Here is a 13,714-nt window from a genome sequence, read left to right on the forward strand (position 1 = left end):
CCTGCTTTAGCACAAAACACATCGTTCCGGCGGCCTGACGACCGCCAGAATTCGATTACTCTTCGCTGTCGCCCGCACTAGCACGCTGAGGTGAATCAACTTCAACACGATCAATGCGTTGTAGACCACGCATCAGCGTACCGCGACGACCGCGCTCACCGGTGATTTTCTGCAGTTCTTCTGGACGGAGTTTAATTTTGCGTTTGCCAACATGCAGCGTGACCGTGCTTTGTGGCGGCAAGACAAACAAATGTGCCAGTTTGTCATCACCTTTTGCCGCTTCCGCAGAAGGAATCGAGATAATTTTATTCCCTTTGCCTTTGGAAAGTTGCGGCAAATCAGCGACCGGGAACATCAGCATGCGGCCTGCAGCGGTAATCGCCAGCAGCATATCGTCAGTGCTTGAGATTTCCATCGGCGGCATCACTTTCGCATTTTCCGGCAATGAAATCAGCGTTTTACCCGCACGGTTACGCGACACTAAATCGTTGAAGGTACAAACGAAACCGTAGCCCGCATCAGATGCCATCAGCAGTTTTTGGTCGTCTGGCGCCATTAAGACATGCTCGACAACCGCACCCGGTGGTGGCGTGAGTTTACCGGTCAGCGGCTCACCCTGGCCACGTGCCGATGGTAACGTTATTGGGTCAAGTGCGTAGCTGCGTCCGGTGGAGTCAATAAACGCCACTGGCTGGTTGCTCTTCCCTTTAGCCGAACCAAGGAAGCTATCGCCTGCTTTATAGTTAAGTCCTTGCGCGTCAATGTCATGGCCTTTAGCGCTACGCACCCAGCCCATTTGTGAGAGCACAATGGTGACCGGTTCGGACGGAGTCATATCATGTTCGCTCATGGCTTTCGCTTCACCACGTTCACGCAGCGGTGAACGACGATCGTCGCCATAAGCGTCGGAATCAGCCTGCAACTCTTTCTTCAGCAAGGTATTCATTTTGCGTTCGGACGCCAGAATGCCCTGCAATTGGTCACGCTCTTTTTCCAGCTCGCTCTGCTCGCCGCGAATTTTCATCTCTTCGAGTTTTGCGAGGTGGCGCAATTTCAGCTCGAGGATAGATTCAGCCTGCGTTTCGCTTAATTCGAAACGCGACATCAACACGGGCTTGGGTTCGTCCTCGGTACGAATAATGTGAATCACTTCGTCAATATTGAGGAACGCGACCAGCAAACCTTCAAGGATGTGCAGGCGTTTGAGCACTTTCTCCAGACGATAACTCAGGCGACGGCGCACCGTTTCGCGACGATAAACCAGCCACTCAGTCAGGATTTCCAGCAGGTTTTTCACCGATGGACGATTATCCAATCCGATCATATTGAGGTTGATGCGATAGCTTTTCTCAAGATCGGTAGTAGCAAACAGGTGGTTCATCACCTGTTCGACGTCGATACGGTTGGAACGTGGAACAATCACCAGGCGCGTCGGGTTTTCGTGGTTCGATTCATCGCGCAAGTCTTCAACCATCGGCAGCTTTTTAGCACGCATCTGATTGGCAATTTGCTCCAGCACGCGCGCGCCGGAAACTTGGTGAGGTAACGCGGTAATCACCACATCGCCATCTTCTTTTTTCCAGACTGCACGCATACGCACAGAACCGCGGCCATTCTGGTAGATTTTACGAATTTCATCACGCGGGGTGATGATTTCGGCTTCGGTTGGGTAGTCCGGCCCCTGCACGATATCCAACAGCTCATCGAGCGTGGTTTTCGGCTGGTCAATCAGGGTGATTGCGGCTTTCGCCACTTCTCGCAAGTTATGTGGCGGGATGTCTGTTGCCATGCCGACTGCAATGCCAGTGGTGCCATTGAGCAGGATATTAGGCAGGCGCGCAGGTAGCATTTTCGGCTCCTGCATGGTGCCGTCAAAGTTCGGCACGTAGTCGACCGTCCCCTGCCCTAACTCACCCAGCAAGACTTCCGCATATTTTGACAGTCGCGACTCGGTATAACGCATCGCAGCGAAGGATTTCGGATCATCCGGAGCCCCCCAGTTCCCCTGCCCGTCAACTAACGGGTAGCGGTAGGAGAACGGCTGCGCCATCAGAACCATCGCTTCGTAACAGGCACTATCGCCGTGCGGATGGTATTTACCCAGAACGTCACCGACGGTACGGGCTGATTTTTTGAATTTAGCGCTGTTGCTTAACCCCAACTCTGACATCGCATAGACGATGCGACGCTGTACCGGCTTTAAGCCATCACCAATGAACGGCAGAGCGCGGTCCATAATGACGTACATGGAATAGTTGAGATACGCATTTTCCGTGAATTCGTGCAGCGCAAGGCGTTCTGCACCATCATGAGTTAAATCACTCATTAATTATTCATCCTCAAACTGACGAGCCGCATGTGGCCACAAACGGCGTAATTGCCGCCGATAGTACCTTATCTGGCAGTCGTAGTCACAGAGGAGTGAGTATCTTTGGGTGAAGCACAGCGATAAGAAATGAGCCGCAAATTGCGGCTCATTACAGAGAATTATTTCACTTTAGTAATTTGTTTCACGTCGATTTCAACGGAGTTCCAGTCTTTGTCCACTTCCCCTTGAATTTCAACATTATCTTGTGGGGTGATGGTCTGGCCGTTCCAGCGTTTCTGGTCGATATCGACGTTAATTGTGCCGGAGGTATCGCGGAAGATGTAGTGGTCACCGCCGATGCGGGACTCAATCTTACCGCGCAAAGTGACCCAAGTATCATCAGACAATGACTTCGCCTGTGCCGCCGTGGTATTGCTGCCACTTGGACCGACAAAGCCGCCCGCGGCTTGAGTTTGTGTGGCGGCCGGAGCGGCATTCGGATCAGAGAACCCGCCTTGATTTGCAGCTAGTGCAGGTGCTGCGGTGATTGCGAGAATAGTCAAAATAGCGGCTACTTTTTTCATCGTTTATTTTCCTTATATGAATGAATTTCTGAATGCTATTTAACCGGAGAGATCTTAACGAGATCTTAATTTCTCCCTGAGAAATCGTATTTTTTAGAAAATTGCGCAGCTTGCCGAAGCATCGTATTTTTCCCCTGTACACACCTGCGCAAAAGTTATTAACTTCCGCTAAATAGACAGTAAGGGACAACGCATGCGCGTATTACTCATTGAAGACGATAAGCTCATTGGTGATGGATTAAAAGCCGGACTCACCAAAATGGGCTTTACTGTCGACTGGTTCACCGATGGCCAGCAAGGCCGGTCGGCACTTGGTCTGGCTCCTTACGATGCAGCAGTACTCGATTTAAGCCTGCCAGGTATCGACGGGCTGGATATTCTAAAAACATGGCGTCGTAGTGGCCAAACTGAACCGGTACTCATTCTAACTGCCAGAGACACGCTGGAACAACGGGTTGAGGGGTTGCAGCTCGGTGCCGATGATTACTTGTGTAAACCCTTTGCGTTAATAGAAGTTGCCACCCGGCTGCAGGTTTTAATTCGTCGCAATCATGGGCAAGCACAATCGACGTTATTCCATGCAGGGGTTGAGCTCGACCCGATTAAATTAACTGTCACTCGCGATGGAGGGCCGTTGCAGTTAAAACCCAAAGAGTTTGCCTTGCTGGAATTATTCATGCGTAACGCCGGGCGCGTATTACCACGCACACTTATTGAAGAAAAACTTTATAACTGGGATGACGACGTTTCCCGAAACGCTCTGGAAGTACACATCCATCATTTACGCCGCAAACTCGGTAGCGGCTTTATTCGCACAGTGCACGGAATTGGTTATACGTTGGGCGAAGAATGATAAAAACACTGACTCAAAGTTTACGCGCCAGATTAATTGCCGGGTACATTTTGCTGACCCTTGTAGCATGGGTTGGCGCAAGCATTGCCGCCTGGCATCAAACCAGTAAAACGCTAAACAAACTGTTTGACACTCAGCAGGTGCTGTTTGCTAAACGCCTGAGTGCATTAGAACTGGATGGCGTGCAAGGTGATGCACAATTACCGCGCACTAAAACCATGATTTCCAACCATCGTGGTAAGCAAGACGACGACACGCTGGCCTTCGCCATATATACCGCCGATGGAAAGCTGTTACTCAACGATGGAGACAATGGCCGCAACCTCATCTGGCGCTACCAGCGCGACGGATTTACAGACGGAAAACTAGCTGGCGACGACGATATGTGGCGCATGGTGTGGGTCACCACACCAGATGGGAAATATCGGATTGTGGTGGGACAGGAATGGGAGTATCGGGAAGATCTGGCGCTGGATATTGTATTGTCGCAGATCACCCCATGGCTTATCGCGCTACCGCTGATTTTACTACTACTCGTATGGTTGGTTAGCCGCGCCCTTGCCCCACTTCACAAACTAGCGAATCAGTTACGTACCCGCAAACCTGACGATGACCGCGAGCTCCCGACCCAAACCTTGCCACAAGAAGTACGGCCACTGGTTATGGCACTCAATCAGCTCTTTTCGCGCACCGGGGAATTGATGCAGCGCGAACGGCGTTTTACCTCCGATGCAGCACACGAACTGCGCAGCCCTCTTGCCGCATTAAAAGTGCAGGCCGAAGTCGCGCAGCTTGCGCAGCATGACGAGCCAGTACGCGATCATGCCCTCAATAATCTCAGTGCGGGAATCGATCGCGCCACTCGCCTGGTTGATCAGTTGCTGACGCTATCACGCCTGGACTCTTTAGCGAGTTTGGATGATGTGCAGGAAGTCGCCTTTCAACTCTTGCTGCAAAATGCCGTGATGGACGCCTGGCACGAGGCACTACGTGCAGGCATCGATATTCGTCTTGATGTGCAAGACCCGAGCGTGAAACGTCAGGGGCAACCGTTGTTGCTAAGTTTAATGGTCAGAAACTTGCTGGATAACGCTATACGTTACAGCCCGCGCGGTTGCGTGGTAGACGTCGTTCTGCAAAGTCACGAAATAACGATTACTGACAACGGGCCAGGCGTCAGTCCGGAGTTTTTAACTTCATTGGGTGAACGGTTCTTCCGCCCACCAGGACAGGAAAAAACCGGCAGCGGACTGGGGTTATCTATAGTGCGGCGTATTGCTTCTTTGCATGGAATGCAAGCTCTCTTTATGAACACCAGTAGCGGCGGTTTCGAGGTTCGGATACGTTGGTAAAAAGGGTTTCACATTCGAATTATTGCGTTTTTAGCAAAAGTCTTTGCCTGTATGCGGCATTTTACAGTGACATTGATCACGGTACACTCCGCGCCATACGCAATAATTCGAGGACTAACTATGAGCAACATTCTGATTATCAATGGCGCGAAAAAATTCGCCCACTCAAACGGCCAACTTAATGACACCCTGACCGACGTCGCGGAAAGTTTTTTGCGCGACCTCGGGCATGATGTTTTGGTGACGCGTACCGACAGCGAGTACGACGTCAAAGAAGAAGTCGAAAAATATCTGTGGGCCGATACCGTGATTTACCAAATGCCGGGCTGGTGGATGGGCGCGCCGTGGACCATGAAAAAATACATCGATGATGTATTTACTGAGGGTCATGGTTCTCTGTATGCCAGCGATGGCCGTACCCGTTCAGACGCTGAGAAAAAATACGGTTCCGGTGGTCTGATTCAGGGCAAAACTTATATGCTTTCCCTGACCTGGAACGCCCCGTTACAAGCCTTTGAAGACAAAGAGCAGTTCTTCCATGGCGTGGGTGTTGATGGCGTTTATCTGCCATTCCATAAAGCTAACCAGTTCCTCGGTATGGAAGGCCTGCCGACCTTTATCGCTAACGATGTGATGAAAGTCCCTGATGTTCCGCGTTTTATCGCAGAATACCGCGAGCATCTCGGCCAAATTTTTGCTTAACTGTTGCCGTGTTTAAATGAAGGAGTCAGTCATGCTAACAGTAATAGCTGAAATTCGTACCCGTCCAGGCGCTCATCATCGCCAGGCGGTGATAGATGCTTTTGCAAAAATTATTCCTACTGTGCTCGAAGAAGAAGGTTGCTTCGGTTATGCGCCGCTGGTGGATCATAATGCGCAAGTCGCCTTCCAGACAGCCGCACCAGATTCCGTGTTTATGCTGGAAAAATGGGAAACTGTGGCTCACCTTGAAGCCCATCTGCAAACCCCGCATATGAAAGCTCACAGTGCCGCTGTCAAAGACGATGTTCTGGATGTTCATATCCATATTCTGGAAGACGCGATTAAGTAATCAACTGACGACGAAATAACGGGAGCGGTGTTTACACCTGCTCCTTTTTTTTGGCTGCAAGATTCGCATTTCTTAATACCTGCTAAGCTACTTTTTACCCCAAGTTTGTAGCGAGGCAAGAAATGAAAACGAATATGGTTTCCGATAAAGTTCTAAAACTAGCCAATTTTAATCTTAATCTGTTAACCACTTTTTGTTTGATTTACTCGACACGAAGCATTACTGAAGTCTCTGAAATTCTTGAGGTCACCCCACCGTCTGTTAGCCATGCCTTACGAAAGTTACGTCTTCATTTCGAAGACCCTTTATTTATTCGCCACGGAAACACCATCGCCCCCACTGTATTTGCCGATGACCTTTACACTCAGCTAAAACAAACTTTAGAAATAATGAGTGATTCCATAGCCAGAAGTAAGCAAACCAATAAACGAGAAACATGGGTTATCTATTCTCCATTCTCTGTCGCTGTGCATGACTTGTCATCTGCATTAATTAAAATAAAGCTGGCAAAACTTAACTTTAAAATAAAATACATCGAAACTATTCTCGGCATTCCCGATGCTGTGGGTTTGCTTAATTTGCGTAAAGCTGATTTAGTTTTCTCAGGTGCACCGGTCGTCAGCACCACATTAACCTGCGTCTTATTCTGTGAATTAACACCAGTGCTAGTGTGCCGCCAGGATAATCCTTTTCAAAAAACATCGATTAGCATTGACGATTTAAAAAATATGGATATGGTCACCCATCTCACCGGTGATGAAATGATTTATCAGCGTAAACAATCTTTGCTGGCAACCTTGAAAAATGCCCAGGTTGCCTTTGAAACTAATTCGATATTGATGCTTCTCACCCTACTGTCGGAAACCGATTGTATTGGCTTCATCACCCAGGATGCCTTTACTCGTTATCGGGATATTTTCAAATTAAGGCAATTAACACCCTTATTCCCGGTACAGAAAATTAGCGTCTATCTGGTCTATCGAAAAGAACTGGAGAAGAAAGCCAGCTTCATGCAGTTTTTGGAAGCAATGAAGAATAATTAGGTTATTGAAAGCAATGCCATTAATAAACAACACAACAGCGCAATAATAAAACTAAATCCGCAATTAAACCCGAGTAATCCCATATCTAATTACTGGCCGTATAATGCCTGCGTCCCAGACAGATAAATATCAATCACTTCCATTCCCTGATACGGTTTTATTTCTATTTAATACCGTGCAACTGTCATGCAATGAATTACTGCCGATTTACCGCGGAGAACAATGACATTCCCTTAGCGAGGCCCGGCATATTCAAACCAGACTATCGTAGAGGCACTCGTATGAAAATTATTAAGATATCGCCCGCTAACATCTCCCATAACCGCCACAAAATTGTGCTTAAAACCTCCGCCGGATTAATCGTTGGTGTGCTGAGTTTTGGTTGTGTTGACGTCAGTGCGACCGAAAGGTTGGTGAATACTATTGGTACTGCCGGGATTTGTACCCGGGGTTTATACAATGATGAAACGATAAAAATGAGCGTTGCCAATACCGCAGGCATCAAAATGGGCGACGGCGGGATTGTTTCATTGGCCAGAGGTAGCATCAAGAATAATGCCGTTTCGGCTGCAGGTTCCAAAGACCAAATCGGTGTGCACGTATTTTCTGCAAGCGGTGTCGATTTACTGGAAACCGAGGTATTGCTCGACCCCAAAACGCTGGCAGGTGCAACCATCACCGCCAATGATATGACCGCAATGCTGGTGGAATCAGGGGGGCATCTCAACCTCAAAGACTCGGCAGTCACCGTAGGCGGCGGGGCGAAGGGAAATAATAACCGCGCCGTTGTGGTGTCAGGAGCTGGTTCGCAGGCCGTTCTGGATCATTCCAAAGTACAAACTGCCTCCTGGGGAACGGTGGGCATCACGGTGACACAAGGCGGTGCAGTCAAGCTGACTAATAGCAGTGAAGTCCTGACCACGGGAGCCAGAAGTACAACAACTGGAGGAAGCCACGGTGTGTATGTCAGCGGCACGGATAGCAGGCTAAATGCTGAAAATGCCACCATCAGCACACTTGGAGCCTCAGCCTACGGAATCAAAGCACAAGACAGCAGCCAAATTACTCTCCAAGAAACTGCCATTGATACAGCAGGAGTTTACGGCCACGGCGTACTTTTAGATGGGGCAACAACGCACGGCGACATTGATGGCGGTTCGATTCAAACAGCAGGCAAAGGTGCAGTCGGTGTCTGGGCAAGAACTGGCGCAACGGCTACGCTGCATGATGGCACGGCCATCACCACTGCCGGTGCCGCAGCATCAGCAACCACGCCAGTGGACAATGAAAAGTCCCTCAGTATAAGTCATGTGTTGTTGGCAAGTGACAGCGCGACATCTATCCGCGGAAAGGGTCTACAACTCACCACCACCGCAGCGAGTGCCAGCGCCGCAAGAGCTGAAGACAATGCCCGTATTAGCTTGCAGGATAGTACGATAGAAAGTACCGGCAATGCCTCGAGCACAACCACAACCGCTGCGCTGCATGCGCTTTCTGGCGCAAACATCTCTGGTTCAAATCTGACAATAAACGTTTCTGGCGTAAACCAGGGTGGGAGCCGCGCTGAAGGGGAAAACAGTGCCATCTCCCTTGCTAATAGCACTATCAACGTCAGCGGCCAGGGAAATGCGTTGCACTCAACGGCAGCAGCGCGGGCCCTGGCTGGCGCCTCTGTTTCTGTCATAAACTCGCAAATCAGTACTTCCGGGATGCAAAGCCACGGTATCTCAGTAGAAGGTTCCGGTTCGCATACGCAGGTCAGTGGTACAACGATAGAAACACGCGGCGCACGCAGCTCTGGAATGAATATTGTTGATGGCGCTACAGCCGAGATTAGCGAAAGCAAAATAACCGCCACCGCCGCTCCTAACGCTATCGGGCCGTGGTCTCCAGGGATCTTGCTGCAAGGTGCGGGGTCCTCACTGATTTTAACAGACAGCGAAGTCTTCACCACGCAGAATCCCAGTAGTGGTATTAGCGCCAGTAACGGTAGCCAGCTTGAGGTGAACAGATCACGAATTACCACCTCGGGTAATTACGGCACCGGAATTGGGGTCGCAAATAGCACCGCGTCAATCACCCACACCCATATCAATACTTCGGGTAACGATAATGCGATGGGAATTGTGGCTGATGCTGGCGCAACGGTGAATGTGACGGGAGGAAGTGTGATGACAACAGGCAATGGCTCACCTGTGCAATCCAACCTCACCTTCCCGCATGCCGTGGCTTCCCGTAACGCCGGTTCTTTGCTGACGGTGGATGGCACCACCCTGCAGACAAAAGGTACGCAGGCTTATGGCGCAACGGCAGATGACGGTGGGAATATTATTCTGAAGAATACAACCGTCAAAACTGAGGGTGATAACTCCATCGGTTTGTATGCCGGAATTGGTGCGGCAAAACCCGGTAACGTTAGCCTGACAGCCAGTAATGTCACAATCGAGACACTCGGCAATAATGCGAGCGGCGCATTTGTCGGCCGCAAATATAAAGCAGAAACCGCTGAGATGGCACTGGATAACGTCACGCTAAATACCCACGGCGATAACTCGCGCGGTCTCTGGGCGGAAGCAGGAGCCAATCTACACGCTAAAAATACCGTGGTTCAAACCGAAGGTGCTAGTGCTGCCGGTATTCTCGCCAGCAATGGCGGGTATGTTCAGGGCGATAATATTTCTGTCGCCACCCATGGTGATAGTTCTGCTGCCCTGGCAGCCCAGGGTACAGCCACTAATCCAGGGTTAGCCACCCTCAATAACAGCATTCTGACCAGCGAGCACGGCCATGGTATTGAAACCACGGGTTATGCAGATATTGAAATGCAAAATAGCCGTGTGACGGGAGAAAGCCAGTGGCTGCAGGTAAAAAATGGGGTGATGTTGCCAGGAAATGCCAGCATCAACGCGTCAGGAAGTCTCTTCACGGGGGCTGCACTAACCGAGGAAAATGCGTTTTCTGATGTTTCATTAAACAATACCAGCCTGTGGTTTTTGACAGGCAATTCGGTGCTCAGCCAGTTGACGAATAATCAAAGCCTGATCAACTTCAGTACACCAGAAAATAACCGCTACAAGACGTTGACGGTGAATAACTATCACGGCGACAACGGAACGATTGCGTTAAACACCCATTTGCACAGCGATAATTCACCGTCGGATCAATTAGTTGTCGATGGTGGCCATGCCGACGGCTCCACCAGCCTAAAAATCACCAATACCGATGGCAGTGGCGCTCTCACTCATGGTAACGGTATCAAAGTTGTAGATACCATTAGCGGTGCGACAACGGCAACAGAAGCTTTTAGCCTGCTCAGCAAAGTGAAAGCGGGACCGTATGAATACTCGCTTTACCGTTCAAGTGTTGATGGCAGCAATGAAGAAGCCTGGTATCTGCGCTCGCATAAGCAGTTGCCTGGCATCATTGACGATAGCGAGCTTCCTCTTCCTCTGCCGCCATCACCACCGCCAGCTGATTTCACGCCAGTAGCAGAACCGCCAGTTGATAATCTTAAACCCGAAGCGCCTGCGGCTCCTCAACAGCCGATTGCGGTGCCAGATTATCGGGCAGAAACATCGCTGTATCAGGTCATTCCTCAACAGGCATTACTGTATAGCCGGATGCTGGTCGATAGCCTGCATGAGCGAACTGGCGAACAGTTTGCCAGCGTGGAGAAAATCACTGAGGCAACCGAATCGCCACATATGAGTTGGGGACGGGTGATTTTTAAAAATGGGAAATCCGACTTTGATGGCCCGCAGTCTCGATTCTCATTGAGCGCCATTCAGTTAGGCATTGATTTGTATCGTGAAAGTAAAGATGACGGGAGTTCAAATTTTGCTGGAGTGCTTGGTAATATCGGCAAAATGAGCAGCAAAGTCACTGATACTGACAACGAGTTTGCCGGGCGTAATACCCTGAAATCATGGGGGTTAGGCGGTTACTGGACGCACTTCACACCAAAGGGAAGCTATCTGGATGCCGTCGCCCAATACAACCGACTGTATGTTGAATCCAACCCCACCGATCTCAGCCCAATGAAAACCAAAGGATATGGTTTAAGTGCCTCGCTGGAAGCGGGTTATCCGTGGCAGCCGGACGCTGACGTACAGCGCTTTATTGAGCCTCAGGCCCAGTTGATTTACTCAAAAGTGAAACTGGATAACACCCATGACGAGGCATCTGCGGTTAAATTCGGTAACGCAGATTCCCTGACCGGGCGTCTGAGCCTGCGCGTCCATCAGACCTGGCATCATGATGATAAACAAAAAGTGGAGGAGGAGCGCACCAGAACGACGGCCTGGGTACGTCCGGGGATCCTGCATGAATTCAGAGGAGAAACAAAGACCGTATTTTCTTCTCAACAAGGCGACATTCCATTCGTCACCAACAGCGCCGGAACATGGGGTCAATTAAATGCGGGCGTTGATCATCAGATCAATGAGTCAGTTTCACTCACCGGTTCTTTAAGCGTAGAGAAGTCGTTTGAAGGGGACAGCATCAATTACGGCGGGATTGCGGGTGTAAAAATTAAGTTCTGATAAGGGAAAGAACTGGCGTTTTTATCAGGCGGGGATGTATTGCATCACCCGCCTGATACGATAATTAGACTTCAATATCAGCCATGTCGCCTTTATCTTGCAGCCAATTGCGTCGATCTTCAGAACGCTTTTTAGCTAGCAACATATCCATAATTGCCATGGTTTTATCGTTATCTTCATCGTCAATCGTAAGCTGTACCAGGCGGCGAGTGTTGGGATCGAGCGTCGTTTCACGTAATTGCAGTGGGTTCATCTCACCCAGCCCTTTAAAGCGCTGCACGTTCGGTTTCCCTTTCTTACGTTTAAGTTGCTCGAGCACGCCGGCTTTCTCTTCTTCGTCCAGCGCGTAGTAAACCTCTTTGCCCAAATCGATGCGGTACAACGGTGGCATCGCCACATAGACGTGACCCCCGCGAACCAGAGAGCGGAAGTGGCGCACGAACAGCGCGCATAACAACGTTGCAATGTGCAGACCATCGGAGTCCGCATCCGCCAGGATACAAACTTTGCCGTAACGCAACTGGCTCAGATCTTCACTGTCCGGATCGATGCCGATCGCTACCGAAATATCGTGCACTTCTTGCGATGCAAGCACTTCATCGGAAGATACTTCCCAGGTATTAAGGATCTTACCTTTCAGCGGCATGATCGCCTGGTATTCGCGGTCACGGGCCTGCTTGGCAGAACCGCCTGCAGAATCCCCTTCCACCAGGAACAATTCAGTACGACTCAAATCTTGCGCGGAGCAGTCGGCCAGTTTTCCAGGTAATGCCGGGCCGCTGGTTAGCTTTTTACGCACCACTTTTTTAGCGGCACGCATACGGCGTTGAGCACTGGAAATCGCCAGTTCTGCGAGTTGTTCCGCCACTTGAATATTCTGGTTCAGCCACAAGCTGAAGGCATCTTTAACGACACCGGAAACAAAGGCGGCACACTGGCGTGATGAGAGGCGCTCTTTGGTTTGCCCGGCAAACTGCGGATCCTGCATTTTCACTGACAGCACGTAGGCGCAACGTTCCCAGATATCTTCCGCTGAGAGTTTCACGCCGCGCGGCAGAATGTTGCGGTATTCGCAAAATTCACGCATCGCATCCAACAACCCCTGACGCAGACCGTTGACGTGAGTACCGCCCTGCATGGTTGGGATCAGGTTAACGTAGCTTTCTGTCAGCAGTTCGCCGCCTTCTGGCAGCCATAACAGCGCCCAATCAACCTGTTCAACATCACCGGCATAATTGCCGACAAATGGTGATTCAGGAAGCGTCGGTAAGCCGTTAATCGCTTCGCACAGGTAATCTTTCAGGCCATCCTGATAACACCAACGCTGCTCGGTATTGTTCACTTTGTCAGTAAAAGTGATTTCAACACCAGGGCACAATACTGCTTTGGCTTTCAGCAAATGGCTTAAACGGGAAACGGAAAAACGTGGGCTGTCGAAGAATGAGGCATCTGGCCAGAAGTGAACGCTGGTGCCGGTATTACGTTTGCCGCAGGTCCCGACCACCGCCAGTTCCTCGACTTTATCGCCATTTTCAAAAGCGATGCTGTAAACCTGCGCATCACGACGCACCGTGACTTCGACACGTTTTGACAAGGCGTTAACCACCGAAATGCCAACACCGTGCAAACCACCAGAGAACTGGTAGTTTTTATTGGAGAATTTACCGCCCGCGTGCAGACGACAAAGAATGAGTTCTACAGCCGGAACACCCTCTTCCGGGTGGATATCTACCGGCATGCCTCGCCCGTCATCAATGACTTCTAATGACTGATCGGCATGGAGAATAACATCAACACGCTTCGCATGACCTGCCAGCGCTTCATCCACGCTGTTATCAATGACTTCCTGACCCAAATGGTTTGGACGGGTGGTGTCGGTGTACATCCCGGGGCGGCGGCGAACAGGCTCAAGCCCGGTGAGTACCTCAATGGCATCGGCGTTATAACTGGATTGCGTCATGGTTTATTCGTTCAGATTGCGA

9 protein-coding genes are annotated in these 13,714 nt (G+C 50.2%); 6 read left to right on the plus strand and 3 right to left on the minus strand.

All coding sequences use genetic code 11. From position 1 onward, the window contains the following. Positions 1–55: 55 nt before the first annotated feature. Together parC and D8682_RS11955 are read right to left on the minus strand one after the other, a co-directional pair. Positions 56–2,326 (minus strand): DNA topoisomerase IV subunit A, encoded by a 2,271-nt coding sequence (gene parC, locus D8682_RS11950; RefSeq protein ID WP_064540076.1) that lies wholly within the window; start codon positions 2,324–2,326, stop codon positions 56–58. Between the two features lie 161 nt (positions 2,327–2,487). After that, entirely contained in the window at positions 2,488–2,892 is a 405-nt protein-coding gene (locus D8682_RS11955; RefSeq protein WP_121814332.1) for a YgiW/YdeI family stress tolerance OB fold protein, read from the minus strand. Between the two features lie 193 nt (positions 2,893–3,085). Between D8682_RS11955 and qseB the strand changes: the two genes are divergently transcribed. The 6 genes from qseB to D8682_RS11985 all read left to right on the plus strand — a co-directional run bounded on the left by qseB (position 3,086) and on the right by D8682_RS11985 (position 11,732). After that, on the plus strand, positions 3,086–3,745 hold the full coding sequence (qseB, locus tag D8682_RS11960) for a quorum sensing response regulator transcription factor QseB (RefSeq protein WP_121814333.1): 660 nt from the start codon (positions 3,086–3,088) through the stop codon (positions 3,743–3,745). Further along, positions 3,742–5,097, plus strand: coding sequence for a quorum sensing histidine kinase QseC (gene qseC, locus D8682_RS11965; RefSeq protein ID WP_202914386.1), 1,356 nt, complete (start codon positions 3,742–3,744; stop codon positions 5,095–5,097). The genes qseB and qseC overlap by 4 nt, the downstream gene beginning before the upstream one ends. A gap of 120 nt (positions 5,098–5,217) precedes the next feature. Continuing rightward, complete coding sequence (locus tag D8682_RS11970) at positions 5,218–5,799, plus strand: NAD(P)H-dependent oxidoreductase (protein ID WP_064540084.1); 582 nt, start codon at positions 5,218–5,220, stop codon at positions 5,797–5,799. Positions 5,800–5,830: 31 nt separating this feature from the next. Beyond that, positions 5,831–6,148 carry a putative quinol monooxygenase gene (locus D8682_RS11975; RefSeq protein WP_064540086.1) on the plus strand — a complete coding sequence of 106 codons (318 nt, stop codon included), beginning with the start codon at positions 5,831–5,833 and terminating at the stop codon, positions 6,146–6,148. A 122-nt stretch (positions 6,149–6,270) separates the two neighbouring features. After that, positions 6,271–7,191 (plus strand): LysR family transcriptional regulator, encoded by a 921-nt coding sequence (locus tag D8682_RS11980; RefSeq protein ID WP_121814334.1) that lies wholly within the window; start codon positions 6,271–6,273, stop codon positions 7,189–7,191. A gap of 281 nt (positions 7,192–7,472) precedes the next feature. Further along, positions 7,473–11,732, plus strand: coding sequence for an autotransporter outer membrane beta-barrel domain-containing protein (locus D8682_RS11985; RefSeq protein ID WP_162303016.1), 4,260 nt, complete (start codon positions 7,473–7,475; stop codon positions 11,730–11,732). A 64-nt stretch (positions 11,733–11,796) separates the two neighbouring features. On the opposite strand, the gene parE is transcribed toward D8682_RS11985, so the two are convergent. Next, a complete protein-coding gene (gene parE, locus D8682_RS11990; protein ID WP_064540092.1) occupies positions 11,797–13,692 on the minus strand; it encodes a DNA topoisomerase IV subunit B in 1,896 nt (631 codons plus the stop codon). Between the last annotated feature and the right edge of the window lie 22 nt (positions 13,693–13,714).

The sequence above is a fragment of the Buttiauxella sp. 3AFRM03 genome (assembly GCF_003675305.1).
GTDB classification, from domain to species: Bacteria; Pseudomonadota; Gammaproteobacteria; order Enterobacterales; family Enterobacteriaceae; genus Buttiauxella; species Buttiauxella ferragutiae.